Raw genomic sequence first — 24,801 nt, forward strand, 5'->3', positions numbered from 1 at the left:
CGAGGAGGCTGCCGTGCGGCCCGGTGACGATCCACGCGGTGAGCGGGGGCGTGAGCCGCCCGGTGCCGCCGACGCGATCGCCGAGGGGGTGCGCGGCGCCCGGGTGGGCGAGATCCCCGGCCGGCTGTGCGGCGTCGCCGTCGACCTGCTCCCCGTGACCTGCGCGAGCGTGTCCCTGCACAGCGCGGGCGTGCCGGTCCAGCTCGGGGCGAGCAGCGCGCAGGCCGCGTACGTGACCGAGGTCCAGGCGACCCTGGGCGACGCCCCCTGCCACTACGTCGCCCGGACCGGCACCGCCGTGCTCGCCCGCGACCTGACGGCGGGCCGGGACGTGCTGCGCTGGCCGGTCTTCGCCCAGCAGGCCACGGCCGCCGGAGTGCGGGCGGTGTACTCGCTGCCGCTCGGCGACGGCGCGGTGTGCGTGGGCACGCTCGACCTCTACCGCGACCGCCCCGGTACGCTCACGGACCCCGAACTGCGCACCGCCCGGCTGGTCGCCGGGCTGATCACCGCGGCGCTGACGGCCCTGCCGCGCGCGCGGGAGGACGACGAGGACGGCCGCGAGTGGTGGCTCGGCGGCCTGGGCGCCGGGCACGACAGCGTCCACCAGGCCACCGGCATGATCATGGCGCAGCTCGGGCTCGGCACGGACGAGGCGCTGGCCCGGCTGAGGGCGCACGCGTTCGCGCACGGCCGCACCGCGCTCGACCTGGCCCGGGACGTCGTGGCACGCCGGACGCGGTTCGAGCGCTGACAGCGGGCGGAGGGCGCGCTCCACGCGCACCGCACTAGGATCATCCGCCATGGAGACAACAGGGCTGGTTCTTCTGGTGGTCGGCGTCGCCGCCGCGGTGCTGGCGCGGCTCGCCCTCGTGGACCGGCGCGCCGCCCGCGTCGAGCGCAAGCTCGACCTGGTCCTGGACCACCTGGGGCTGCGCGACGGCGACCCGCGGCTGCCGGAGGTGCGCGCGCTGCTGCACGACGGCAGGAAGGTCGAGGCGGTCCGCCTCTACCGGGAGATCACCGGGGCGGGCCTGAAGGAGGCCAAGGACGCCGTCGACGCGATGGAGTAGGCACGCGGGTCCCGGGGCCGCTCAGACCGCCGCCCGGCCCCGCTTCCTGATCTCCTCCAGCCGCCGGGCGCCCGTCTCCACGGCCGTCCAGGTGGCGTCGGAGGGCACCGCGCCGAGGCTGCCGTTGGTGACGGTGATCGCGTCGTCGCCGACCCGGACCGCGGCCACGTCGAGGGTGAGCACGGGCGCGTCCTGGTACTCCGAGACGGCGCTCAGCACGATCCGCAGCCCCTGCCGCGCGTCCCCCGCCTCCGGCAGCTGGGCCGCCTCGACCCGTACGGCCATGGGCCCGCCGCGCGCGGTGGCCGTGAACTGCCCGCAGGAGCCGGGCAGACCGCCGAGCCAGGCGAGCGTGCGGTCGACGGCCGCCGGCCGGTGGGCGACGACCTGGAAGCGCAGCTGGGCCCCGTCCACGGCGTCGTCCAGACCGACCGAGGCGCGGGTGGTGGCGTCCGGGCCGAAGAAGTCCTCCGTGTAGAGGGCGTCGAGCAGCCTGCGGCACGCGCCCGACCCGGTGCCCGCCTTCAGCATGGAGTCCCGCCAGGTGGCGAACCCGCCGGTGGGCGCCCACGCCTCACCGAGGTCGGACTCGCCGATCAGCGCGGCCCGCGCCTGCGCCTCGGTGAGCGTCGGTGCGGCGGCGGGGGTCTGCGGCGCCCGTGCGGCCGGGGGACGGGCGGCACCGGCGGTCCCGCCCGGACCGGCGGCGGAGCACGCGGCCGCGGACAGCAGGGCGACCGCGCAGAGCGCCGGGACGAGGACGGTGCGGGCCGGGGTACGGGGCATCGCGGAGCCTTCCGGGCAGACGTCAGGGGGCGTGATCACGAGCGGTGCGTGTACCCAAGGCACCACCCCGGCCCCCCGCCCACCAGCGCGCCGGTCCGTCCGGGTGACACCCGGCCCCGCCGCGCCGGACCGGGAAGCCCCACGGGCCCGCCGCCCGAGAACAGCGGGACGCACGCGCCGGGCACGTGTCCGCGCGCGGGGGAGCCGTCGTACGCCGGCAGCGGGGGCGGCCGGGGGCCGGAGGGGGGTGAGGGGCCTGCCCGCGGGGCGTTCCGCCTCGCTCGGGGGCCGGGGGAGACGCCGTATGACGCCGCGCACGGCAACCCGCGCGGGGACGTCATACGGCGACGCACTCCACCTGTACGACACCGTAAGGTCGCCTTCGCAAGGCCCGCCACCGCAAGCGCGAGAGGAACCCCGCCGTGACGGACTCCGAAGGCCGCCGCATCCCGGTGATCATCGACTGCGACACCGGTGTGGACGACGCCCTCGCCCTGCTCTTCGCCGTACGCCATCCGGGGCTCGACCTGCGCGCGGTCACCTGTGTGGCGGGCAACACGGACGTCGACGGCGTCGTGCGCAACACCCTCACCGTGCTGGAGCGGGCCGGAGCCCCCGAGATCCCCGTCGCCCGGGGCGCCGCACGCCCGCTGATCGAGCCCGCCCGCTCGGCACGGCACGTGCACGGCACGGACGGCATGGGCGACCTCGGCCTGCCCGCCCCGACCCGCGCCCCCGCCGAGGCGGACGCGGTGACGCTGCTGCGCCGCGAGATCCTGGCGTCCCCGTCACCGGTCACCCTGATCCCCACCGCGCCGCTCACCAACATCGCGCTGCTGCTGCGCACCCATCCGGAGGTCACCCGCAACATCGAGCGGATCGTCTTCATGGGCGGCGCGGTGGCCTGCGGAAACGCCACGCCCGTGGCGGAGTTCAACGTGTGGCACGACCCGGAGGCGGCGGCGGTCCTGCTGACCGCGGGCGTCCCGATCACCATGTACGGGCTGGACGTCTTCCAGCGGGTCGTGGTCCCCGGCGCGCGGGTGCGCCGGCTGCGGGAGAGTCCGGACCCCGGCGCGCGGCTCGCGGGCGACCTGCTCTCCCACCGCCCCGCGTCCCCCGGCGCGGGCGCCGACCCCGACGCCGGAGGCATCGGGGACGCGGGCGCGGTCTGCTCGGTGGTGGACCCGGCGGGGCTGACCACCCGCCCGCTGCCCGTCGAGGTGTCCCTGGCCCCCGGCCCGACCCGCGGTCAGACGGTCGTCGACCGCCGCCCCCGGCCCGGCGAGGCCGAGATCCACACGGGAGTACGCGAGCGGGCCCTGGTGGACGTCGCCCTCGACGTCGACGTGGACCGCTTCGTGGCGCTGTACCTGGACACCGTGGCAGGGCCGCGGGGGCCCGGGGCACCGGCCCCGGACCCCCGCTGAGGACGCGTCAGGACCCCGACGCCCTACGGCGCCTGGAGGCCATGAGGGCCGCCGCGCCGACCGCCACCAGCACGGCCGCGCCGATCGCGAGCGGCCCGGTGGCGCTGCTGCCGCCGGTCTCGGCGAGGTTGTCGCCGCCGCCGTTGGGCCGGGGCGCCGATGCCGGGGCCGACGTGGACGTCTCCGGCTCCGGCTCCGGGCTCCCCCCGGCCGGCGGGGTCTCCCGCGCCGGCTCCGAGGGCTCGGCCGGCTGCGCGGGCACGGTGGGCTTCGACGGCTCGGCGGGCTGGGACGGCTCGGCGGGCTGCGTGGCCGGGGGCTCCCCGCCGGCCGGGGGCGTGCTCGTGCAGTTCTTCGAGCCGCCGTTCCAGGCCGCGATCAGCTTGTCCTTGATGACCGGGCGGTCCGGGCCCTTGGGCAGGTCACCGTGTGCGAAACCGTCGTTCGCGTCGGTGCGGCCGTCGAACTTCACGGCACCGCGGTAGAGGTCGATCTGCGCGAAGCAGCCGGCGTCCGGGACGGAGATGTCCAGGGTGTCGGTCGTGCCCGGCTGCACCGTCACCGTGTCGAAGTCGACGAAGACCTGCTCGCCCGAGGTGGCGAAGGTCGGCCCGTTCGCCAGGTAGGAGGCGATCGAGGCGGTGCAGGCGGCGGCGTCGGCGGCGCGCACGGAGAGGCGGACCTTGCCGCCCGCGGTGACCTTCAGGTTCTGGTCGTCGACCTTGACGGAGTCGGAGAAGTCCTTGCCGTCGAGCGAGAACTGGCAGCGCCCGGCCGAGGTCTCCGTACCGGCGCCGGTGCCCGGCTGGTAGGTGCCGCCGGACTTCCAGCCGTCGCCGCCGGGCGTGCTCTGGGCCCAGGCGCCGGGGGCGGCGGCCACGGCACCCGCGCACAGGGCGAGTGAGGCGGCGCCCGTCCCCAGCAGGCGTCGCGCGCTGACACGTCTCGCTATGGACATGCGTATCCCATCGTGGGGTGAGTGGTCGAGGAGAGGACGCCCGGCCCGTCGGTCGCACGGGCCACGGCGTCAGCACATCGTGGGGTGACCGGACAACACTGTCAACTCACGGGAACACAAGGTGAGTTGGCGGGACAATCACCATTCCGTCACATCAGGAACGATCTGGTCCGCTCCTCGGGGTGTTCGCTTTTCGGGTCAAGTGGACAGAGTTGTCTGTGTCGCCCCGCACACCCTCGTGCCGCCCCGCACCCCCGAGGAGACCGCGTGACCGTCCGCACCACCACGCCCGACCTCTCGTCCGGCAGCCCCGACTGGTGGCGCCAGGCCGTCGTCTACCAGGTCTATCCGCGCAGCTTCGCCGACGCGGACGGAGACGGCCTCGGCGACCTCAAGGGCGCCGCCCGGCGGCTGGACCACCTCGCGTCCCTCGGCGTGGACGCCCTGTGGCTCAGCCCCTTCTACCCCTCCGAACTGGCCGACGGCGGCTACGACGTCGCCGACCACCGCGACGTCGACCCCCGCCTCGGCACCCTCGGCGACTTCGACGCCCTGGTCGCCGAGGCCCACCGCCTCGGCCTGAAGGTGATCGTCGACCTGGTCCCCAACCACACCTCCCACCGGCACCCCTGGTTCGAGGAGGCCCTGCGCTCCGCCCCCGGCTCCGCCGCCCGCGACCGCTACGTCTTCCGCGACGGCCGCGGCGAGCACGGCGAACTCCCGCCCACCGACTGGCAGTCCGTCTTCGGCGGCAGCGCCTGGCGCCGGGTCCCCGACGGGCAGTGGTACCTGCATCTGTTCACCCCGCAGCAGCCGGACCTGAACTGGGGCAGCGAGGAGGTCCGCGCCGACTTCCGGACCACCCTGCGGTTCTGGTCCGACCGGGGCGTGGACGGCTTCCGCGTCGACGTGGCCCACGCGCTCGCCAAGGACCTCGCCGAGCCGCTGCGCGATCTCGGCGCGCCCGAGCTGAGCGACGCGGACGCCCTGCCCGGCCTGCCGCCCGGCACCCACCCCTTCTGGGACCGCGACGAGGTCCACGAGATCTACCGCGACTGGCGCAGGATCTTCGACTCCTACCGCCCGCCCCGGACGGCCGTCGCCGAGGCATGGGTCGACCCGAGCGAGCGCCGCGCCCGCTACGCGCGGCCGGACGAACTCGGCCAGGCGTTCAACTTCGAGTACCTCCAGGCGGGCTGGGACGCCGAACGGCTGCGCCGGATCATCACCGACTCCCTGGCCACGGCCCGCTCCGCCGGGGCCTCCGCCACCTGGGTGCTCTCCAACCACGACGTCGTGCGCCACGCCTCCCGGCTGATGCTGCCGCCCGGCACCGACGACGGCGCCTGGCTGCTGTCCGGCGGCCGCGCGCCGGCCGTCGACGCGGCCGCGGGCCTGCGCCGCGCCCGCGCCGCGACCCTGCTGATGCTGGCGCTGCCCGGTGCCTCGTACCTCTACCAGGGCGAGGAACTCGGTCTGCCCGAGGTCGCCGACCTGCCCTTCGAGGTGCTCCAGGACCCGGTGTGGGAGCAGACCGGCCGGGTGCGCAAGGGCCGCGACGGCTGCCGGGTGCCGCTGCCGTGGACGGCCGCGGGACCCTCGTACGGCTTCGGGCCGGGCGGCGCCTGGCTGCCGCAGCCCACCGGCTTCGGCGCCCGCTCCGTCGAGGTGCAGGACGGGGCGGCGGGCTCGACCCTGGAGCTCTACCGCACCGCGCTGCGGCTGCGCCGCAAGCTGATCGAGGGCGAGGAACTGCACTGGGCGCCGGACGCGCCGCCCGGCGTGCTGCACTTCGCCCGCTCGGACGGCTGGCGGTGCGTGGCCAACCTCTCCGCCGGGCCGGTCGCCCTGCCGCCGGGCGAGGTGCTGCTCAGCAGCGCCCCGCCGGAGGACGGCCGGCTCGGCCCGGACACCACGGCCTGGCTGGCGTAGGCCGCTCGCGCCCGGACGGGTGGTAGCCGCCGCCGTACGGCCGTACCGCGCGTGTCCCCGGGGGCCGGGGCGTCGAGAATCGCAGGCGAGGGTGGGGCCGCCGACGTGTGAGGAGCTCCGCCGACGATGAGCAGGTCCTGGAAGACGACGATTCTCGCGGCGCTCGCGGTGGCGGGCGCGACGATCACCCCGGCCGCCGCGTACGACGCCGGCGGCCCCCGCGACCCGGCCGGCACCGGCCTGTGGGCCGCCGCCACCGTCGAGCCCGGCCGGGAGGGCATCGTCGAGGTCACCGCCGACGCGGGCCGGACCCTGGGCGCGGGCTCGACGCTCACCCTGACGGCCCCGGCGGGGGCGCGGGTGACGGGCGCCCCGGCGGCCGGGTCCGGCTACCGGGGGAGCGTGGCGCGGGGCGGGGGCAGCGCGGCCTACACCTTCGACGGGCTCGACGGGCTCGACGGGCTCGACGGGTCCGATGTCTCCGACGGGGCGCGGCCGGCCGCGTGGAGCGGGCGGACGTTCCCCTTCGTCGTCTCGCTCCCGCCGGACGCCGAGCCCGGCACCCGGCTGCCCGACTGCACCCTGGCCCTCCGGGACGCGCGGGGCACCGTACGGCAGCGCGGCACCTGCGCGGTGACCGTCGGACTGCCCGCGCCGGTCCTGGCCCGGCCCGCCTCCGGGGTGCCGCTCGCCGCCGCCCCGCAGACCTCGGGCACCGCCTACCCGGGCGCCCAGGTCACCGTGCGCGACGCGCTGGAGCAGGAGGTCTGCGCGACCACCGCCGCGCCCAGCGGCACCTGGTCCTGCGTCCCCTCCCTCGCGCTGCCCGTCGGCGCGGGCCGGCTCCAGGCGACGGCCACGCTGAACGGGGTGAGCGCCGCCAGCGAGCAGATCGACATCACCGTGGCGGCGCGCGCTCAGTAGCGCACGGCGCGCGCCACGTCCGTACGGACGTCGCCGCTCAGCTTGCGCGTGCTGCGGGCGGTGCCCTTCTTCGTGGCGCCGCCCGCCACGTCCGACACGGTCACCACCGCCGCGTCGAGCAGGTTGCCGCCCGCGTCCCGGAAGTCGACCTGCACGGCGAAGGACTTGGCGGCGCCGGTCGTGTTCTCCGCCGTGACCTCCACCGTCGTCCGGCCGTCGGAGCCGGTGGCCGGGGTGCCGAGGCGGACCGAGCCCTTGGCGTCGACGCCGCCCTTGATCTCGTCCAGCCGCCGGCCCGCGTCCGCCGTCGCCGAGGCGTAGGCGGAGGCCGCCTTGCTGGTGACGGAGGAGGGCGTCTGGTAGTCGGAGCAGGCGGTCGGGCCGGCGGCCAGGGCGGCGCCCGTCACGAGGGCGGCGGCCGTCCGGCGGGTGCGGGGAGCGGGCATCGTGGCTCCAAGGGGGGTGGGGCGGGGGTTCCTCCAGTGAAGGGCCGGACCGCCCCGGCCGCACCCCGGACGTCACCCGAACGGCCCGTCCCCCGTGGTGGGCGCCGCGCGCCGCCCCGATCGTCGTAGCGACCGCAGAACCCGATCGCGCGGCGCGCGAGAAGTGGGGTACGGCAGCCATGACCCAGCACCAGCCACACGCGCAGTCGGAGGCGACCGACGCCGCCCACAGCCCGCAGGGCGCCGCGGACCCGGGGGCGTCGCGGTCCTCCTCGCCCTGGCCCTCGACCGCCGCCCGTCCGCCCGCCGACACCGGGTGGCTCTCCGGCGGGCTCGTCTTCGCCGGTGTGCTGCTCCTGGTGAACGGCCTGCTGGCGCTCCTCCAGGGCATCTCGGCCATCGCCGCCGACGACGTCTACGCGCGGGTCGGCGACTACGTCTTCAAGGCCAACCTGACGGCGTGGGGCTGGATTCTGCTGGTCATCGGCGTCGTGGCGATGTGCGTCGGCTACGGCATCCTCAAGGGGGCCTGGTGGGCGCGGATCACCGGCATCTTCCTGGCGTCGCTGAGCATGGTCGCCCACTTCCTGTTCCTGCCGTACGCGCCCGTCTGGTCGGTGGTCATGGTCGGGATCGACTTCTTCGTGATCCTCGCGCTCGCCGTGGCCGACGACACCTCCGGCGCGGCACGGCGCGAGGAGACGCCGGCGGCCCGCTGACCGGGCCGCCGGCGGCCTCCCGCCACGCGCTCAGGCGTGTCCGATGCCGCCCCCGCCGAAGGAGCCGCTCTTGCCGGGCAGCCAGCGTTTGCGGTGCTGGTCCTCGCTGCGCCGGCTGCTCGCGTGGTGCAGTTCGTGCGGCAGCAGGCGTTCCCCGCCCTGGGTGTGCGGCACCTCGTCGGGCTCGCGCACCTCGCGGATCTCGTGCACCGCTCCGCCGTCGGGCAGATGGGTCTGCTCGTCCGCCGTGGGCCGGGGCAGCTCGCGGTCACGGACCCGCATGCCGAACTGCACGGCCCACACCAGCGCGCCGGCCACGATCATTCCCCCCACGAACGCGGCGATCACGTTGAGCACTCCACTCGACGTGGCCGCTATCACAAGCGTCGTCGTACTCATGCCCCAATTATCACCTAAACGGGCGATTAGGCTCCCCGGGTTCGGCGCTTACGCGGGTTCGGCACTCTGGCGGGTTCGGTGCTCTCGCGGACGGGGCCGCCGCCGCGGGCCGGACCGGGCGGCCGGGGTCCCCCTCGGCGTTCCTGCGCGCCCTCCTCCCAGGACTCCGCCCCGTCCGGATCGGTGAAGAGCGTCAGCTGAAGGGCGCCGGGCGCTGCCGGAGGCCCCGGCCGGCTTGTCCATGTCCTGGCCGTCCTGGCCGTCCTGGCCGTCCTGGCCGTACTGGCCGTCCTTGCCGTCCTTGCGCGGCACCCGCCCCACCGGCTTTGCCATCTCTTTACAACCCGTCCGCCGGCCGCGTCGTCTCTCCGCTCGACCCGTCACCCGGCCCGCACCCCGGGCCACCGACGAAAGAGAGCAACTCCTATGCGCCGTACCGTGCTCAGTGCCCTGGCACTCACCTGCACCGCCCTTCTCGCGGGCGCCGCGCCCGCCCTCGCAGACAGCCGCCCCTCCGCGGTCCCCAGCGACGTGCGCAGCGCCAAGCCGTCCGCCGTGCCCGCCGACAGCCGCCCCTCCCCGGTCCCCAGCGACGCGCGCAGCGCCGAGCCGTCCACCGTGCCCGCCGAGAGCGCCCCGTCGGCAGCGCCGACCCGGGCGCCGGAGCGCGGACAGGTCTCCGTGCGCCCCGCCGGCGCGCCCGACACCGGTGTGGCGGACACCGGTTCGGACTCCGCGTCCGGCGGCCTCGTCGGCGGCGGAGCGGCCGCGGTGCTGCTCGCCGGCGGTGCGGTCACCCTCGTCCGGCGCCGGCGGGCCCACGGCGCATGACACCGCTGTCCAGGCGCGCGTTCGGCACGGCGGCGCTCGGCTCGCTGCTCGTGGGATGCTCCGGCGGCGCGGCCGAGCCCGCCGCGGACACCCGCGCCCGCCGGACCCGGGGGACCGGGGGGAGCGGCGACGGCCCCTCCTCCGGCACCTCCGCCAACTCGGTGCGCGCGCTCGGGCGTTCGGCCCCCGTCCGGCTGCTGATACCGGCGATCGCCGTCGACACCCCGCTGATCCGGCTGGGGCTGGCGAAGGACGGCACCGTCGAGGTGCCGCCGATCACGGCCGACGACCGGGCGGGTTGGTACCTGCACTCGCCGACGCCGGGCGAGGTCGGCCCCTCCGTCGTCCTCGGCCACGTCACCGTGGGCAACTACGGCGACGGCGTCTTCCGCCGCCTCGCGGAGCTGCGCCGGGGCGACCGGATCGTGGCGCGCCGCAAGGACGGCAGCACCGCGGAGTTCGCCGTGGACCGCGTCCGCACCGTCGCCAAGGCCGAGTTCCCCGCGGAGCAGGTCTACGGCGACGTCGACCGTCCCGAGCTGCGGCTGATCACCTGCGGGGGGCCGCGCGACGGACAGGAGTACCGCGACAACGTGATCGTCTTCGCCGCGCTGCGGTCCACCTCGCCCTGAACCGCACCGCACCGCCGCACGGCCCCGGTGCCGGGACCGCGGAACGTACGCCGCGGTCCCGGCATCCTCCCGGGTACCGTGCGGTTCCCCACGACCATGGAGAGAGTTGAAACGGTCCCGAGACGAGGCGGCGTCCGAGCTGTTCGCCGCCCTCTACCCGCGCCTGGCCGGCTGGTGCCGCCGCCTCGTCGACGACGACGGGACGGCGCACGAGATCGCGTCCGAGGCGTTCACCCGGCTGTGGGCCCGCTGGAGCCGGGTGGAGGAACCGCGCGGCTTCCTCTACGTCACCGCCGCCAACCTGGTGCGCGACCACTGGCGCAGGACGGAGCGCGAACGCCGGGCGATGCGCCGCGTCACGCACGAGGCGGCCGTCGGGGCGCATCCCGAACAGGCGGACCCGTCCGTCCGGATGCTGGTGCAGTCGCTGCCCGAGCGGCTGCGCGTCCCGATCCTCCTCCACTACTACGCCGACATGCCGATCCGGGAGGTGTCCGCGCTGACCGGACGCAAGGAAGGAACCGTCAAGGCGGACCTGCACGCGGCCCGCGAACTGCTCCGCGTCCACCTGAGGAGAAGCCTTGACCACACACCGTGACGACGACCTGAACGGCCCGGAGTTCGGCCCCGACGACCCGCTGGCCGTCGTCCTGCGCCCCGCCCCGGAGCACCTCGCCGCGCCGCCCGGCCGCTACGAGGCGGTCCGCCGCAGAGCCGCCAGGCGCCGCCTGGCCCGTACGGCGGCGGGGGCCGGCGTCACCTGTGCCGTGGCGCTGCTGGTCGCCCTGCCCCTGGTCACGCGCTCCCCGGACGGCGCCACGACCCCGGCGCCCCCGCTGGCCCCGCCGCCCGCGAGCGGACCCGTCACCTCGCCCGACCCGGCACCGCCGGAGCGGCGCTCGGCCCCGCCCCGCCCGACCGAGGCGTCCGAGCCGCCCGTCCCCACCCCGTCCCGGCCCACCGTCAACCCCCGCCAGGACACCGTGCGCCCGGCCCGCCCGTCCACCTCGGCCGACCCGTCCACCCCGCCGGAGCGGTCCGCCCCGACGGCCCGGCCGACCGACGGCGAGCGGGTCCGCGGCCCGGTCGCGCCCCGGTCGTAGCGCGCGCCCGGCGGCACCGGGGGCGGCCGGGGCCGGTGGGGGGAGGCTCCCGTCGTTCCCGCGGCTGACCTCCGCCCCGGCCGTACTGCGTTCTCAGTACGCCGGATTGTCGGCAGCCGCACGACGACAGCGCACCCGCGCCCCCGGCAGTCTGGGCACACGTTCGCGTCCCAGATGTGGAGACCCCCTGCCGTGGCTGAATTCCTGTACCGAGTGGGCCGTGCGGCCTTCCGGCGACGCTGGTCCGTCGTCCTGGCCTGGGCGGCCGTGCTGGCCGCCGTCGGCCTGGGCGCGCTGTCGGCGCCGGGCCCCGCCGACGAGGAGTTCTCCATGCCCGGCGTCGAGGCGCAGAAGGCGTTCGACCTGCTGGACGAGCGCTTCCCCGGGGCAAGCGCCGACGGCGCGACCGCGCGGGTCGTCTTCGTCGCGCCGGACGGCGGCAAGGTGACCGCGGCCGGCAGCAGGAAGGCCGTCGACACCGCCGTCGCCGCGCTGGGCGACGGCTCGCAGGTCGCCTCCGTCGTCGACCCGTTCCGGGCCGGCGCGGTCAGCCGGGACGGCACCACCGCGTACGCGACCGTCACCTACGAGGTGAAGCCCGACGCGCTCGGCGACGGCGCCCGGACCCAGCTCGCCAAGGCGCTCGACGACGCCCGGGAGGCCGGGCTGCGCGTCGACGCGGGCGGCACCGCCCTCGCCGCGGAGGGCGGGCCGGGCGGCGCGGCCGAGGCGATCGGCGTGGCGATCGCCGCCGTCGTCCTCCTCGTCACCTTCGGCTCGCTCGCCGCCGCCGGGCTGCCGCTGCTGACCGCCGCCGTCGGTGTCGGTGTCAGCATGGCCACGATCCTCACCCTGGCCTCGGCCCTCGGGCTCTCCACCACCACCGGCACCCTCGCGATGATGCTGGGCCTCGCGGTCGGCATCGACTACGCCCTGTTCGTCGTCTCCCGCTACCGCGAGGAGCGCGCGGCGGGCCGCACCCCGCAGGAGGCGACCGGGCTCGCCGTCGGCACCGCCGGCTCCGCGGTCGTCTTCGCCGGGCTCACCGTGGTGATCGCGCTCGCCGGGCTCTCGGTCGTCGGCATCCCGATGCTCACCAAGATGGGGCTGGCCGCGGCGGGCGCGGTCGTCGTCGCCGTGCTCGTCGCGCTCACCCTGGTGCCCGCCTTCCTCGGCCTGTGGCCGAACGCCGTCCTGTCGGGGAAGTCCCGCGGGAGCGGCCCCGCGGACGGGGGCGCGCGCGACAACGCCGGTGCCCGCTGGGCCCGTTTCGTGCTGCGCCGCCCCGTGCCGGTGCTGCTGCTCGGCGTCCTCGGCCTCGGCGCGCTCGCCGTGCCGGTGGCCGACCTCCAGCTCGGGATGCCCGGCGACGAGGCCAAGTCCACCGCCACCACCGAGCGGCGGGCCTACGACGCGCTCGCCGACGCCTTCGGGCCGGGCTCCAACGGGCCGCTGACCGTCGTCGTGGACGCCCGCGGCGACAGCGACCCCCGGGGCGCCGTCGCCGCGACGGCGAAGCGGATCGGCGCCACCGAGGGGGTCGTGACCGTGACCCCGGCCCGTTTCAACGAGGCGGGGGACACCGCGGTGTTCTCCGTCGTGCCCGCCACCGCGCCCACCGACGAGCGCACCAAGGACCTGGTCACCGTCATCCGGGACGAGCGGCCGCGGCTGGAGGCGGCGACCGGGGCGACCTTCGAGGTCACCGGCACCACCGCGCTGAACATCGACATCGCCGGGAAGGTGCAGGCCGCGCTGGTCCCGTACCTGGTCGTGGTGGTCGGGCTCGCCGTCGTGCTGCTGCTCGTGGTCTTCCGCTCCCTGCTCGTGCCGCTCAAGGCGGCCCTCGGCTTCCTGCTCTCGGTGCTGGCCTCGCTCGGCGCGGTCGTCGTGGTCTTCCAGCAGGGGTACGGCGCCGAGCTGCTCGGGGTGGAGCAGACCGGGCCGATCATGAGCCTGATGCCGATCTTCCTGGTGGGCATCGTCTTCGGCCTCGCCATGGACTACGAGGTGTTCCTCGTCTCGCGGATGCGGGAGGCGTACGTCCACGGCGAGCCCTCCGAGCGGGCCGTCGTCAGCGGGTTCCGGCACAGCGCCCGGGTCGTCGGAGCCGCCGCGCTGATCATGATCGCGGTGTTCGCCGGGTTCGTCGGCGAGAGCGACTCCATGATCAAGATGATCGGGTTCGGGCTGGCCGCCGCGGTCCTCCTCGACGCGTTCGTCGTACGGATGGCGCTCGTGCCCGCGGTCCTCGCCCTGCTCGGGGAGCGGGCCTGGTGGCTGCCGCGCCGGCTGGACCGGATGCTGCCCCGCGTCGACGTCGAGGGCGAGGCCCTCACCCGGCGTGCGCAGGCGGCCGAGGACGACGGGGCGGCCGGGTCCGGCACGGCTGCCGAACCCGCCGAACCCGCCGCGCCCGCCGTCGCCGGCCGCTGACGCGGGCCCGCGACCGGGGCCTGACGCGGGCCCGCGACCGGGGCCGTCCGTGACGAAGAGCACGGGCGGCCCCGTCCGCCGTCCGCGGCCCGGACGGCCACGATGGAGCCCGGCCCACCGAGCGGAGAGCACCATGACGACCGGCCAGGAGCGGCGCTACACCGACCGCCTGGAGGAGTTCTCGGACCGCCACCGCGTGGTCGTCGACGTGGTGGTGGTCCTGGCGCTGATGGGCTGCGCCGCCCTCGGCGGCTCCCTCACGATGCCCGGGGCCCGGCCGCCGGACCAGGGCAGGGCCGCCACCGTCCTGATGGGCGTGTCCTGCCTCGCCCTGCTCCGGCACCGCACCCGGCCGCGCACCGCCCTGGTGGTGACCGCGCTGTGCACGGTGGCCGCGGTCGGGGCGGGCTATCTGCTGACCCCGCTGCTGCTGGCGCCGGTCATGGCGGCGCTGTACTGGCTGGCCGCCCACACCGACGACCACACCACCCGCCTCTTCGGCGTCCCGACCATCGCCGCCCTGACGCTCGCCGCCGTCTTCGCCGACACCATGCACTCCCTGTCGCTGCCGCTGCGGACCATCGGCCCGGTCTTCTGGCTGCTGCTGCCGCTGGCCGCCGGCCGGATGACCCAGCTGCGGCGGGCGTACGTGACGGCCGTGCAGGCACGCGCCGAGCACGCCGAGCGCACCCGGGAGGAGGAGGCGCGGCTGCGCGTCACCGAGGAGCGCATGCGCATCGCCCGCGAACTGCACGACGTCGTCGCCCACCATCTGGCGCTGGCCAACGCCCAGGCCGGCACCGCCGCCCACCTGGTCGGCAGCAGCCCGGAGCAGGCGCAGCGGATTCTCACCGACCTGACCGGGACCACCTCCTCCGCGCTGCGCGAACTGAAGGCCACCCTCGGACTGCTGCGGCGGAACGGCGAGACGGACTCCGCGCCCCTGGAACCCGCCCCCGGGCTCCACCGGCTGCCCGAACTGGTCGCGTCGTGCGCGTCCGCCGGGGTCGGCGTCACCGTCTCGCGGGAAGGGGAGCCGCGGCCGCTGTCACCCGGGGTGGACCTCACCGCGTTCCGGATCGTGCAGGAGGCGCTGACCAACGTCACCAAGCACGCCACCACCGAGACCGCCCACGTGCGGCTCGTCTACTCCGGCGCGCGGCTGCTGATCTCGGTCACCGACGACGGGCCCGCCGCCCCGGCCGCGTGCCGCCTCGCGCCGGGCGGCGGCTTCGGCGTCATGGGGATGCGGGAACGGGCCCACTCCGTCGGCGGCGCCCTGCGCGCGGGTCCCCGCCCCGGCGGCGGCTTCGAGGTCACCACCGAACTCCCCCTCCAGCCCCACGAATCGGCCCCCGAACCGACCCACTGAGCCGGAAACGGCCCCCCACCCGGGCCCGCTGACCGGCGGGCGGCACCGGCCGGGCGGGAGAGCGCGGTCGCGGCGGCGAGCCGACCGGGCGGGGCCGCCGCGGTCACGGCCCGGCGCGCGGCCGGCCGTGCGGGATCGTGGCACGGCCGCGCGGGATCACGGCACGGCCGCGCGGGGGCCGACCGTGCGTCGCGGCAAGGCCCTCACCCCGGCGGAGTACGGTGCGGCGTGATCCACCGGTGGGTCACCGCCTCGCCCGGAAGGACCGGAAGCTGAACGCCTCGCTCGCGGAGACACTGTCCGTGGCCATGCTCGTGCTCGTGCTGGTCAGTGCCGTCGTCCGCCCCTTCGGACTGCCCGAAGCCGTGTTCGCCGTGCCGGCCGCGGCGCTGGTGGTCGTCGCCGGGGCCATCCCCTGGGACCACGCCCTGGACGAGGCCGCCCGGCTCGGACCGGTGATCGGCTTTCTCGCCGCCGTCCTGGTCCTCGCCCAACTCTGCGACGACGAGGGGCTGTTCCAGTACTGCGGGGCGTGGATGGCGCGGACGGCGGCGGGCCGGCCGCGCCGGCTGCTCGCACAGGTGTTCCTGGCCGCGTCGGCCATCACGGCCGTCCTGAGCCTGGACGCCACCGTCGTCCTGCTCACCCCGGTCGTGTTCGCCACCGCGGCCCGGCTCGGCGCCCGCCCCACGCCCCACGTCTACGCCTGCACCCATCTGTCGAACACCGCCTCCCTGCTGCTGCCGGTGTCCAACCTGACCAACCTGCTGGCGTTCACGGCCAGCGGGCTCAGCTTCACCCGGTTCGCCGCGCTGATGGCCCTGCCGTGGCTCGCCGCGATCGCCGTCGAGTACGTCGTCTTCCGGCGCTTCTTCGCCATCGACCTGGACGCGGGGGCCCAGGCGCCGCCCGGCGCCGACGCCCCCGCGCTGCCGCTGTTCGCCCTGGTGACCGTGGGCTGCACCCTCGCCGGGTTCGTGCTGACCTCCGCCGTCGGCGTCGACCCCGCCTGGGCCGCGCTGGCCGGCGCGGCCGCCCTCGCCGTACGGGCCCTGCTGCGGGGCCGGACCAGTCCGAAGGCGCTGCTGAACTCCGCCTCGGTGCCGTTCCTCGCGTTCGTGCTGGCCCTCGGTGTCGTCGTACGGGCGGTCGTGGACAACGGACTGGACACCGCCCTCGGCCGGCTGATCCACGACGGCACCGGTCTCGCGGCCCTGTTCGGCATCGCCGCGCTGGCCGCCGTCCTGGCCAACGTGATCAACAACCTGCCCGCGGTCCTGGTCCTGCTGCCGCTGACCGTCGGGACCGGCCCCGGCGCCGTCCTCGCGGTGCTGCTCGGGGTGAACATCGGGCCCAACCTGACCTACGCCGGCTCGCTCGCCACCCTGCTGTGGCGGCGTATCGTGCAGGCGCACGACACCGAGGTGCGCCTCGGCGAGTTCACCCGGCTCGGCCTGTACGCCGTACCGGCGAGCCTGACCGCCGCCGTCCTGGCACTGTGGGTCTCACTGGCCGTGATCCAAGGAGGCTGACCCCATGGCCGTCGTCGTCTGGATCGTCGAGGGCACCTGGCCCGCCTGCGTGGACGCCGCGCGGGCGCACGCGCCGGAGAACGCCGAGATCGTCCTGCTGCACGTCACCGGGCACGAGCCCGCCGACGCCGCGCACGGCGCGTTCGCCGGTCTGATGGGCCGGGGCCGCCCGGAGCGCGACCCCGGCACCCGCGTCGAACACCTCGCAGCCGCCTCCGCCGAGAGCCTTCTCGGGGCCGCCGCCGAACGGCTGGGCCGCCCCTGCGCCCGCGCCGAACGCACCGGCCGTGTCGAGCGCGAGGTCGTCGCCGCCGCGGACGGCGCCGACCTGCTGATCCTCGCCCGTGACGGCGACCGCGCCCGGCTCGGCCCGCACAGCCTGGGTCCGGCCGGCCGCTTCGTCGTCGACCACGCGCCCTGCCCGCTCCTGCTGGTGTGGCCGGAGCCGGCGCCCGGCCTCACGACGATCCCGGCCCCGCCGCCCCACCCGCCGCACCACGACTGAGCGGCGGGGGCGGCCGGGCGGCAGCGTGCTAGAGGCCGAACTCCTGGGCGGGCAGGCCCAGTACGGAGCACGCCTCGCGCAGCACCTGCTCCTCGGCCGGCGCCACATAGCCGTCCGCGCCCGCCACGACGAAGCCGGTCTGGATCACGGCACGGGCCTCGGCCGGCTTCTTCGCGGCCTTGGCGATCTCCTGCAACGCCGCGTTCTTCCCCTGCTCGAAGTTGGCCGCGAGCTGGTCGGCGTGCTGGTTGAAGCGCTGGCGCAGCTGCTCCGGCGGGAAGTTCTGCAGCACCTCGTTGTTCAGGATGAGCGACTCCATCTGCTGCCGCTCGGAGGTGTCGACATGGCCGTCGGCCGCGGCGACCAGCGCGCACATGGCCATGCTGGCGTCACGGTAGGCGCCGCTCTTCAGCTCCGTCTTCAACGAGGTCAGCTGGGTCTTGAGCGCGCTCACGAGCTGCGCCTTCGACCCTCCCGACGACCCCGCGCCCGACGGCCGCGCCGCGCCTCCGGGTCCTCGCGCGGCCTGGGCCTGCTGCTGCAGACCCTTCGCCTGGTCCTTGATCCGATCCCACATCGCCATCCGTGCCACCTCGGCTTCAGCCCATGTCGTTCCGGTCGCGCACGCGCATCCCGCACGTCGTCGAGTCAACTCCCGCCGACTCCCCGAAGTTCCATGTGGCCCACCTCACAGGTGAGAGCCGGTCAGTTCCGGCGCCCCCGCCGGTCTCCCCTCCGACACGACACGACACGACACGACACAGCACGCCACAGCACGCCACCGCAGGGTCCGCCGCACCAGGACCCGCGGCACACGGCAGCCCCGTGACCGCCCGCCTCCGACGAAACGGACACCACCGCCATGAGCGCACCCGTGAAGGGCCCCGCCTCCTACTTCCCCTCGATCGAGAAGAAGTACGGACGTCCGATCGCGCACTGGAAGGACCTCATCCGCGCTTCGCCGCTGACCCGGCACATGGAACTCGTCGCCTGGCTCAAGACCGAGCACGGCCTCGGCCACGGGCACGCCAACGCCCTGGTCGCGCACACCCTCGCCGAACGGACCGACTGAGCCGGCCGGGCCCGCCGAACCGGCCGGGCCGGGCGGGCCGAACGGAACGGCCGACCCGAGGGGACCGGCCGGGCCCGCCGCACCGGGCGGGCCCGCCCCCGCCTTCACGCCCCCGGCGTGCGGAAACCCACCGGCCGGCGGGCCGCCTCGTCGAGCTCCTCGACGCCCAGCAGCGGCGTGGCCCGAGTGCGCAGCCCGCCGCTCGCCTCATGTCCGGGCGGCTCTTGCTGACAGTGGGACAGGCAGGCAGCGGCCAAGTCCGTCTTATGGCCGACCTGTTGTCAGTGGCCTGCGGCATGATGCGGGGCACGTGACGGCCCGTCCGACCGAGGGGTTACAAGGCCGTCGGCTGCAAAGGGAGGGGTGGTGTGCGCAGGCCAGTCACAGGCGAGGTGCACGTTCACTACAGCCAGATCTACGTCGAGAGCGATCCGGACGGTGCGATCCCGGATCTTTCCGAGGCGTTCGCGGGCCAGCGCGGGGGGCTGTGCGGGGCCGCCGTCCAGGGCGTGCTCTGGCTGATCACCGGGCTGCACACCGGCAACGTCGGTTTCGTCGTAGAGGTCCACGACGAAGATCCTCCGCTGGACCCGATCTGGGAGGACGTGGTGGAGGTGTCCTTCCGCCCGGTGTCTGAACGCTCCCATTTGGTGCAGTGGGCGGGCGAAGCCGCGTGGGACCTGAATCTCGACCAGACCGACTACCGCGTGCGGTACTGCGCCCAGGGGATGGACGAGGGACGGAAGCTCGACACCAGAGCCGTCGGGAAGCCACAGGCGGACAGTTACCTCCTGCAGTTCTGGCCCGCGCCGCCTCGTGCGGACCGCGTGGTCCGCCAGACCTCACAGAACGCCGCCTACTGGCACCGCTACGCGCGCGAGCTTCCGCCACCACCCACCGTCGAGCAGCGCGCCGAGACCGAACGCCTGGCCCGCCAGGCGGCGGAACGGGCCGCCGAGGAGCGGAGACTGCACCGCGAGCAGTGGGAGTGGGGCGGGCGACTGCCGAGCGAGGGGCTGCGCGGTGTCGGCGGTGATGTCCGCGGGCTGCTGCGCTTCGACAGCGACCTGGTGCACGCCCTCGACGCCGCGGGTCCGGAGGTCCAGCGTACGGTGGCGTCGCTAGCTGCCCGGCGGGCCTGCGCGGCAGCGGGCCTGACCGACGTTCCGTGGGTCACCCGGGCGCTCACCGCGTTGACGCAGAAACGTCCGCTGCCGCCGCCGTTCGACGACACAGCCCTGCTGTGGGAGAACCTGCGGTCCGACCCGCAGGTCCCGAGGCGGTCGGTGCTCAAGGCGATCCCTCCCGGGCGACCGCCATATCGCCCACCCACGCCCCCGGCGGCGGCCGAGTGGACGTGGGCCCCGGCCACGGATTCGGAAAACGGGTCGAGGCTGCCGGGCCTCGGCCAGGCACTGGGCGCGCTCGTACCGACTGGGCCCGCCAGTCGTGGCGCGACACCGACCGCAGACGTGGGGCAAGGTGCCGCCGTGGTAGTGCACACCTCCGGCACTCCGCGCGGACCCGGGCGAATCTCGCAGCCGCACTTCGCCCTTGCTGCCGTACTGGCCGCTGCCGAGCCCGACCCGCTGAAGGCGGCACTGGACGCGGTGTGGCACGCGGTGCACACGTACGGCGAGCACTACCCGGAGTTGCTGGAGGCAATCCGGTCGGCGTGCTTCGAGCAGAGGGGAGAGTAGGCCGGTCCTGCTGATCAACAGCGACAAACCTGCTCCACGGCGGCCCGGCGGCCGCTCCCGCCCTCCCGGAGCAGCCCCGCGGCGCCCTCGGTGGTGTAGCTGGCCTGGATGAGGAACTTCGGCATCGGGACACTCCCTGACTCGCTCGTCCGCCCGGTACGGCCAAGGACCTTCCCGCCGCCGTCCCCCTCCGCATCGGCGGCGCGGCGGGATTCACCCGCCCGCCGCCGGACCGGTGCCGCGGGGCACCGCCCCCGGGTGCCACGGACCCGGCGGCACCCGGGAACACCACCCGTCACGGGCGCCTGCGCACACCCCGAAAATTCCTCCAACTCCCGTACAACCCTTGCGTTCCCTCGGTGGTCTCCTGATAGCCGACCAGCCTGTGAACCCGAGGCCAACGCCCGGCGAACGCGAGCGGTCCGCACCCCAACGACTGCGATGCCCGTGAGGCATCCCGCATGCCGCAGGAGAAACCGCATGCACCACACGCACGCGTCCGTGCACCCCCGCGGACAGGCCCGTCTGCGCCTCGCCCTCGCGACGGCCACCGCTGCCGCGCTGACGGGTGGTCTGCTCACGCTCTCCACCTCGGCGGCGACCGCCGCCGACTCCACCCAGGTCCCGTTCGCCGACTTCAACGGCGACGGCAAGGGCGACCTCGTCTCGTCCGCCCCCGGCGCCTACGTCAGCGGGCAGAAGGCCGCCGGCCAGGTGGTCGCGCTCTACGGCACGAGCACCGGAGTGTCCTCCGCCAAGCGCACCACGATCAGCCAGAACACCGCGGGCGCCCCCGGCACCGCCGAGTCCGGCGACGGATTCGGCTCGGAGACCGCGTACGCCGACTTCAACGGCGACGGCTACGACGACCTCGCGGTCGCCTCCCCCGGCGAGAAGGTCGGCAGCGACACCAACGGCGGCACGATCGCCGTCCTGTGGGGCTCCAGGAGCGGCCTCACCGGCAAGGGCGTCACCGTCAGCGACCCGGCCCCCTCCTCCCACGACTTCTGGGGCAAGACCCTGGCCGCCGGCGACTTCGACGGCGACGGCAGGGACGACCTGGCCGTCGGCAACTCCAGCAACACCATCTACGTCTTCAAGCGCGGCTTCGGCTCCACCGGCACCCCCGGCGGCCGGTACACCGTCAAGCCGCCCATCACGAACGGCACCAACGACTTCCCGTACGGGCCTCTGCGCCTGACCGCTGGCGACGTCAACGGCGACCGGCGCACCGACCTGATCGTGGACGGCTACGAGACCAAGACCCAGAACGGCTGGAACACCAACTACTACGTCCCCGGCACGTCGGGCGGACTGAGCACCGCCTCCGTCAAGACCCTCAAGGCCGGTGTCATCACGGCCGTCGGCGACGTCAACGGCGACGGCTACGGTGACATCGTCAGCGGCGCCGACTGGGACACCACCACCACGGGCGGCGGCGTCCCCATCCCGGACTCGGCCACCGGCGGCAAGGTGAACATCACCTACGGCTCCGCCTCCGGCCCCGCGGGCACCACCGGCATCACCCAGAACTCCGGCAACGTCCCCGGCACCTCGGAGAAGGGCGACCGCTTCGGCTACGAGATAGACCTGGGCGACGTCAACGGCGACGGCTACCAGGACCTCGTCGTCTCCTCCCCGAGCGAGGACATCGGCGGCGTCACCGACACCGGCCAGGTCACCGTCCTGTACGGCACCGCGAACGGCATCAGCACCACGACCGGCGTGCAGGCGTTCGCCCAGAGCACCGCGGGCGTCCCCGGCAACGACGAGAAGAACGACCGCTTCGGCATGGACGTCAAGCTCGACGACGTCACCGGCGACGGCAGGGCCGACCTCGTCGTCGGCTCGTACGAGAACGACCTCAACGGCGGACTGACCTACCTGCCCTCCAACGGCACGAAGATCACCACCACCGGCTCGCGCTCCGTCTCCCCGAGCGACTCGGGTGTCTCCACGACCGGCTACCCGCAGTTCGGCGTCACCTTCGCGAACTGATTCACCGGTGGCCGTACGGCCGCCAGGCCGCCGTACCCCGCGGTACGGCGGCGACCGGTTCCACCGCCGGGCCCGCACGTCCCCACGGGCCCGGCACCCGCCCTCGCCCTCAAGACGGGCGGACGCGGCCCGGCCACCCGCGTGACCACCGAGAAGGCGGTCGGCCCCGGCCACCCTCCCCTCCGCGCCCTCCGCCCGGGGCAGGTCATGCCGCGCCGCACCGGCACCCCCGCCGTCCCCCAGGGGGCCCCTAGGGGATGTCACAGGTCGGCCGCAAAGCCGGGCCCGACCGCAGCGCCCGGCACGCCGCGGTCCAGGAACAGGTACGTTCGAAGACGTGGCTGGATTCAGGATCGGACGGGGCGGCAGGAACAACGGCACCCCGCAAAGGCGACCGCAACAACCTCCGTACGGGCAGCAGGCGCCCCAGGGGCCGTCGTACGGCTACCCGCCCCAGGGGCAGCAGCAGCATGCCGGCAGAGGCGGCTACCCGCAGCCCAACGGCGGTGGCGGCTACGGCGGTTACGGCCAGGGCGGACACGGCGAGCCGGAGTACTTCGGCGACGACGGCTACGGCCAGGGCCCGCAGGGCCAGGCCGACCCGTACGCGGCGAACAACCCGGGCCACACCCAGGCGTTCTCGGTGGGGGAGGACCCCTACACCCAGGGCGCCACCTACCACGCGGGCGCGGCCCCGGCGGCCCCGCTCGGACCGCCCCTGCACTGGAAGGACCTGCTGCGCGGCATCGTCATGTCCCCCGCGCAGACCTTCCTGAGGATGCGGGACTACGCGATGTGGGGCCCCGCCCTGATCGTGACCTTCCTCTACGGCCTGCTCGCCGTCTTCGGCTTCGAGGGCGCCCGCGCGGACGCGATCAACGCGACCCTGTCCAGCGCCATCCCGATCGTCCTGACGACGGCGGTCGCGATGGTGCTGGCGGCCTTCGTGCTGGGCGTGGTCACCCACACCCTGGCCCGCCAGCTGGGCGGCGACGGCGCCTGGCAGCCCACGGTCGGCCTCTCCATGCTGATCATGTCGGTGACGGACGCGCCGCGCCTGGTCCTCGCGATGTTCGCGAGCGGCGACGCGACCTTCGTCCAGGCCGTCGGCTGGGCCACCTGGGTCGCGGCCGGCGCCCTACTCACCGTGATGGTCTCCAAGTCCCACGACCTCCCCTGGCCGAAGGCCCTGGGCGCCAGCGCGATCCAGCTGATCGCCCTGCTGTCGATCGTGAAACTGGGCACGCTGTAGCCGCAGCCGCAGCGCGAGCGCGCACGAAGGGCCCCTGCCACGGTCCGCGCCGGTGGGTGGGGGCGCTTTCGTCGTTGCGGGGCAGACGAGAGGCTCCGCGGCGTGGAACCACCGATGCCAGACGCAGCCACGTTCCCGGGCCGGATCACGCTGCCCCCCTGCCGCCCTCGTCCAAGCGGAACCACACGGCCTTTGACGTCGGAACCAATTCGCCGTAGAGAGAGACCCCCCAGCGATCGGCGAGTTGATCGACGATGTGGGTCCCGAGTCCTCCCTCGCGGTGGTCGGTCCGTTCAGGAGGAGCGGGCAGTTCTTTCGGCAGATCGTCGTGCACCCACACAGAAACGTAACGCTCGGCAACGATCACATCGACGTGAACGAGGCGTGCGGCGGTGTGGCGGTAGACGTTCGTGACGATTTCGCTCGTGCAGAGCTGAGCGGCCTCTGCGAGTGCCTGGTGACCAGTCGAGCGGATCAGAGCCACGACCAGATCGCGAAGCACAGAGGCCGCGGTCACCGTGTTCGGCGCGGAGATGCGGTACGGCACCGTGGATGGTGGTGCCGGTGGTGCAGGGGGTACTAACGCGGTTGTCATTCCATCGTCTCCCAACGCGGTTGTAGCTCGCGCTGCTCGCCACCGTGGCCCGTCCGCCCCCAGGGATGACGCCGCCAGGGCGCGCGTCAGCGGCTGCACTGCGGGTTTACCGGCGTGCTGCGTGTGCTGCTGAAGACGGTAGCGGATACGTCTCACATGTTGTACTGCAAGGGCTAAACAGTAGAACGAGGTGGACCCCTGTGGGGGCACAGGCCACACTGAGAGCCGACAGGAGGGGAGCCGATGCCACCAAGGAAGGCGCCGACCGCGCGGCAGCGCCGATTGGGTGTTGAACTGCGAAAGATCCGGGAGCACGCCGGCCTCACACTTGCCGACGCCGCAGGCCAATTGGGCACGGATCGGACCAGCATCAGCAACACCGAGTCGGGGCGTTTCGGAGTCAGCGGTGAGCGCGTCCGCACGTGGGCCGGTCACTACGGCTGCCCCGACGCCGAGTACATCGACGCCCTGGCGGTCATGGCCGAGGAGCGCGGTAAGGGCTGGTGGGAGGACTATCGCGAAGAACTCTCCGCCGGCGCACTCGATCTTTCGGAGCTTGAGCACCACGCCACCGCGCTACGCGCCGTGCAGATCATGCATATGCCGGGCCTGCTCCAGACCGAGGACTACGCACGCGCGGTGTTCGCCGAGGCGGTACCGCCTTTGAGCGACATAGATCTGCGCCGCCGCCTCTCGCACCGCTTGAAGCGTCGCGACGTGCTCGACCGCCCGAGCGCACCCACGTGCACGTTCCTGGTCCATGAGGCCGCCCTGCGCATGTCGTTCGGCGGCCCCAATATCGCCCGCGCGCAACTCGACCACCTGCTGAAAGAGTCCGACCGGGAGAACGTGACCGTGCGGGTGATCCCGTTCGCCGTCGGCGGTTTCCCCAACGCCGGAAGTTCGACACTCTACGTATACGGGCCGGTCCCGCAGCTCGACACGGTCCAGACGGACACCCCGCACGGCCCTGCGTTCCTCGACGCGGAGACGCGCCTCGCGAACTACCGAGCGGTCTTGGATCGAACTGAAGAGAGGTCGCTCGACGCCGTGCAGTCGCGTGACTTCATCTACGAAATAGCACAACAAGTCTGAAGGCGTGAGAA

Annotated in this window: 25 protein-coding genes; 19 read left to right on the top strand and 6 right to left on the bottom strand. The window is 74.6% G+C overall.

Annotated elements, in window-relative coordinates; all coding sequences use genetic code 11:
- The first annotated feature begins 13 nt into the window (after positions 1–13).
- A complete protein-coding gene (locus tag SZN_RS05360) occupies positions 14–754 on the top strand; it encodes a GAF and ANTAR domain-containing protein (protein ID WP_007492148.1) in 741 nt (246 codons plus the stop codon).
- A gap of 49 nt (positions 755–803) precedes the next feature.
- A complete protein-coding gene (locus SZN_RS05365) occupies positions 804–1,073 on the top strand; it encodes a ribosomal protein L7/L12 (protein WP_043728470.1) in 270 nt (89 codons plus the stop codon).
- 21 nt (positions 1,074–1,094) lie between these two features.
- Here SZN_RS05365 and SZN_RS05370 read toward each other — a convergent pair whose 3' ends face one another.
- Positions 1,095–1,859: a hypothetical protein gene (locus SZN_RS05370; protein WP_007492153.1), complete on the bottom strand. Its 765-nt coding sequence runs from the start codon at positions 1,857–1,859 to the stop codon at positions 1,095–1,097.
- Positions 1,860–2,281: 422 nt separating this feature from the next.
- On the opposite strand from SZN_RS05370, the gene SZN_RS05375 reads away from it, so the two are divergent.
- Positions 2,282–3,289, top strand: a complete 1,008-nt coding sequence (locus SZN_RS05375) for a nucleoside hydrolase (protein WP_007492155.1) — start codon at positions 2,282–2,284, stop codon at positions 3,287–3,289.
- 7 nt (positions 3,290–3,296) lie between these two features.
- On the opposite strand, the gene SZN_RS05380 is transcribed toward SZN_RS05375, so the two are convergent.
- Positions 3,297–4,247: an LAETG motif-containing sortase-dependent surface protein gene (locus SZN_RS05380; protein WP_043728475.1), complete on the bottom strand. Its 951-nt coding sequence runs from the start codon at positions 4,245–4,247 to the stop codon at positions 3,297–3,299.
- Positions 4,248–4,514: 267 nt separating this feature from the next.
- On the opposite strand from SZN_RS05380, the gene SZN_RS05385 reads away from it, so the two are divergent.
- Together SZN_RS05385 and SZN_RS05390 are read left to right on the top strand one after the other, a co-directional pair.
- Positions 4,515–6,179 carry a glycoside hydrolase family 13 protein gene (locus SZN_RS05385; protein WP_007492159.1) on the top strand — a complete coding sequence of 555 codons (1,665 nt, stop codon included), beginning with the start codon at positions 4,515–4,517 and terminating at the stop codon, positions 6,177–6,179.
- A 126-nt stretch (positions 6,180–6,305) separates the two neighbouring features.
- Positions 6,306–7,103, top strand: a complete 798-nt coding sequence (locus tag SZN_RS05390) for a hypothetical protein (RefSeq protein ID WP_007492160.1) — start codon at positions 6,306–6,308, stop codon at positions 7,101–7,103.
- Here SZN_RS05390 and SZN_RS41880 read toward each other — a convergent pair.
- Positions 7,097–7,549 carry an FxLYD domain-containing protein gene (locus SZN_RS41880; RefSeq protein ID WP_007492162.1) on the bottom strand — a complete coding sequence of 151 codons (453 nt, stop codon included), beginning with the start codon at positions 7,547–7,549 and terminating at the stop codon, positions 7,097–7,099. The genes SZN_RS05390 and SZN_RS41880 overlap by 7 nt on opposite strands.
- A gap of 179 nt (positions 7,550–7,728) precedes the next feature.
- Between SZN_RS41880 and SZN_RS05400 the strand changes: the two genes are divergently transcribed.
- On the top strand, positions 7,729–8,268 hold the full coding sequence (locus SZN_RS05400) for a DUF7144 family membrane protein (RefSeq protein ID WP_007492165.1): 540 nt from the start codon (positions 7,729–7,731) through the stop codon (positions 8,266–8,268).
- Positions 8,269–8,298: 30 nt separating this feature from the next.
- Here SZN_RS05400 and SZN_RS05405 read toward each other — a convergent pair whose 3' ends face one another.
- A complete protein-coding gene (locus SZN_RS05405) occupies positions 8,299–8,667 on the bottom strand; it encodes a DUF6479 family protein (RefSeq protein WP_043728480.1) in 369 nt (122 codons plus the stop codon).
- A 426-nt stretch (positions 8,668–9,093) separates the two neighbouring features.
- Here SZN_RS05405 and SZN_RS05410 point away from each other — a divergent pair, with 426 nt between their 5' ends.
- The 8 genes from SZN_RS05410 (at position 9,094) to SZN_RS05445 (ending at position 17,078) form a co-directional block, all read left to right on the top strand.
- On the top strand, positions 9,094–9,498 hold the full coding sequence (locus tag SZN_RS05410; RefSeq protein ID WP_007492168.1) for an LPXTG cell wall anchor domain-containing protein: 405 nt from the start codon (positions 9,094–9,096) through the stop codon (positions 9,496–9,498).
- The gene (locus SZN_RS05415; RefSeq protein WP_007492169.1) at positions 9,495–10,130 is read left to right on the top strand and encodes a class F sortase; all 636 of its coding nucleotides are present in this window, start codon (positions 9,495–9,497) and stop codon (positions 10,128–10,130) included. Before SZN_RS05410 ends, SZN_RS05415 begins: the two co-directional genes overlap by 4 nt.
- Positions 10,131–10,236: 106 nt before the next feature.
- Entirely contained in the window at positions 10,237–10,728 is a 492-nt protein-coding gene (locus SZN_RS05420) for an RNA polymerase sigma factor (protein ID WP_007492170.1), read from the top strand.
- On the top strand, positions 10,712–11,233 hold the full coding sequence (locus SZN_RS05425) for a hypothetical protein (RefSeq protein WP_007492171.1): 522 nt from the start codon (positions 10,712–10,714) through the stop codon (positions 11,231–11,233). Before SZN_RS05420 ends, SZN_RS05425 begins: the two co-directional genes overlap by 17 nt.
- A gap of 192 nt (positions 11,234–11,425) precedes the next feature.
- A complete protein-coding gene (locus tag SZN_RS05430; protein WP_007492172.1) occupies positions 11,426–13,669 on the top strand; it encodes an MMPL family transporter in 2,244 nt (747 codons plus the stop codon).
- 133 nt (positions 13,670–13,802) lie between these two features.
- Positions 13,803–15,041, top strand: coding sequence for a sensor histidine kinase (locus SZN_RS05435; RefSeq protein ID WP_007492173.1), 1,239 nt, complete (start codon positions 13,803–13,805; stop codon positions 15,039–15,041).
- Between the two features lie 308 nt (positions 15,042–15,349).
- Positions 15,350–16,573 carry an SLC13 family permease gene (locus SZN_RS05440; protein WP_425274419.1) on the top strand — a complete coding sequence of 408 codons (1,224 nt, stop codon included), beginning with the start codon at positions 15,350–15,352 and terminating at the stop codon, positions 16,571–16,573.
- A 4-nt stretch (positions 16,574–16,577) separates the two neighbouring features.
- Complete coding sequence (locus tag SZN_RS05445; protein ID WP_007492175.1) at positions 16,578–17,078, top strand: universal stress protein; 501 nt, start codon at positions 16,578–16,580, stop codon at positions 17,076–17,078.
- A 28-nt stretch (positions 17,079–17,106) separates the two neighbouring features.
- On the opposite strand, the gene SZN_RS05450 is transcribed toward SZN_RS05445, so the two are convergent.
- Entirely contained in the window at positions 17,107–17,661 is a 555-nt protein-coding gene (locus SZN_RS05450) for a tellurite resistance TerB family protein (protein WP_007492177.1), read from the bottom strand.
- Between the two features lie 279 nt (positions 17,662–17,940).
- Between SZN_RS05450 and SZN_RS05455 the strand changes: the two genes are divergently transcribed.
- From SZN_RS05455 to SZN_RS05475, 4 genes are all read left to right on the top strand, one after another.
- A complete protein-coding gene (locus SZN_RS05455) occupies positions 17,941–18,150 on the top strand; it encodes a DUF4287 domain-containing protein (RefSeq protein WP_007492179.1) in 210 nt (69 codons plus the stop codon).
- 368 nt (positions 18,151–18,518) lie between these two features.
- A complete protein-coding gene (locus SZN_RS05460; RefSeq protein ID WP_007492181.1) occupies positions 18,519–19,850 on the top strand; it encodes a hypothetical protein in 1,332 nt (443 codons plus the stop codon).
- Between the two features lie 480 nt (positions 19,851–20,330).
- Positions 20,331–21,848 carry an FG-GAP-like repeat-containing protein gene (locus SZN_RS05470; RefSeq protein WP_007492186.1) on the top strand — a complete coding sequence of 506 codons (1,518 nt, stop codon included), beginning with the start codon at positions 20,331–20,333 and terminating at the stop codon, positions 21,846–21,848.
- 337 nt (positions 21,849–22,185) lie between these two features.
- Positions 22,186–23,100: a YIP1 family protein gene (locus tag SZN_RS05475; RefSeq protein WP_007492187.1), complete on the top strand. Its 915-nt coding sequence runs from the start codon at positions 22,186–22,188 to the stop codon at positions 23,098–23,100.
- A 145-nt stretch (positions 23,101–23,245) separates the two neighbouring features.
- Here SZN_RS05475 and SZN_RS05480 read toward each other — a convergent pair whose 3' ends face one another.
- Positions 23,246–23,647 carry an ATP-binding protein gene (locus SZN_RS05480; RefSeq protein WP_007492189.1) on the bottom strand — a complete coding sequence of 134 codons (402 nt, stop codon included), beginning with the start codon at positions 23,645–23,647 and terminating at the stop codon, positions 23,246–23,248.
- Between the two features lie 291 nt (positions 23,648–23,938).
- Between SZN_RS05480 and SZN_RS05485 the strand changes: the two genes are divergently transcribed.
- Positions 23,939–24,790 (top strand): Scr1 family TA system antitoxin-like transcriptional regulator, encoded by an 852-nt coding sequence (locus tag SZN_RS05485; protein ID WP_007492190.1) that lies wholly within the window; start codon positions 23,939–23,941, stop codon positions 24,788–24,790.
- Positions 24,791–24,801 lie beyond the last annotated feature (11 nt).

Source organism: Streptomyces zinciresistens K42, from assembly GCF_000225525.1.
Lineage (GTDB): Bacteria > Actinomycetota > Actinomycetes > Streptomycetales > Streptomycetaceae > Streptomyces > Streptomyces zinciresistens.

Coding starts and splice junctions, on each gene's coding strand:
- SZN_RS05365 (WP_043728470.1), top strand. CDS start 804: ATGGAGACAACAGGGCTGGTTCTTCTGGTGGTCGGCGTCGCCGCCGCG.
- SZN_RS05370 (WP_007492153.1), bottom strand. CDS start 1,859: ATGCCCCGTACCCCGGCCCGCACCGTCCTCGTCCCGGCGCTCTGCGCG.
- SZN_RS05380 (WP_043728475.1), bottom strand. CDS start 4,247: ATGTCCATAGCGAGACGTGTCAGCGCGCGACGCCTGCTGGGGACGGGC.
- SZN_RS05390 (WP_007492160.1), top strand. CDS start 6,306: ATGAGCAGGTCCTGGAAGACGACGATTCTCGCGGCGCTCGCGGTGGCG.
- SZN_RS41880 (WP_007492162.1), bottom strand. CDS start 7,549: ATGCCCGCTCCCCGCACCCGCCGGACGGCCGCCGCCCTCGTGACGGGC.
- SZN_RS05400 (WP_007492165.1), top strand. CDS start 7,729: ATGACCCAGCACCAGCCACACGCGCAGTCGGAGGCGACCGACGCCGCC.
- SZN_RS05405 (WP_043728480.1), bottom strand. CDS start 8,667: ATGAGTACGACGACGCTTGTGATAGCGGCCACGTCGAGTGGAGTGCTC.
- SZN_RS05410 (WP_007492168.1), top strand. CDS start 9,094: ATGCGCCGTACCGTGCTCAGTGCCCTGGCACTCACCTGCACCGCCCTT.
- SZN_RS05415 (WP_007492169.1), top strand. CDS start 9,495: ATGACACCGCTGTCCAGGCGCGCGTTCGGCACGGCGGCGCTCGGCTCG.
- SZN_RS05435 (WP_007492173.1), top strand. CDS start 13,803: ATGACGACCGGCCAGGAGCGGCGCTACACCGACCGCCTGGAGGAGTTC.
- SZN_RS05440 (WP_425274419.1), top strand. CDS start 15,350: ATGCTCGTGCTCGTGCTGGTCAGTGCCGTCGTCCGCCCCTTCGGACTG.
- SZN_RS05445 (WP_007492175.1), top strand. CDS start 16,578: ATGGCCGTCGTCGTCTGGATCGTCGAGGGCACCTGGCCCGCCTGCGTG.
- SZN_RS05450 (WP_007492177.1), bottom strand. CDS start 17,661: ATGGCGATGTGGGATCGGATCAAGGACCAGGCGAAGGGTCTGCAGCAG.
- SZN_RS05455 (WP_007492179.1), top strand. CDS start 17,941: ATGAGCGCACCCGTGAAGGGCCCCGCCTCCTACTTCCCCTCGATCGAG.
- SZN_RS05470 (WP_007492186.1), top strand. CDS start 20,331: ATGCACCACACGCACGCGTCCGTGCACCCCCGCGGACAGGCCCGTCTG.
- SZN_RS05485 (WP_007492190.1), top strand. CDS start 23,939: ATGCCACCAAGGAAGGCGCCGACCGCGCGGCAGCGCCGATTGGGTGTT.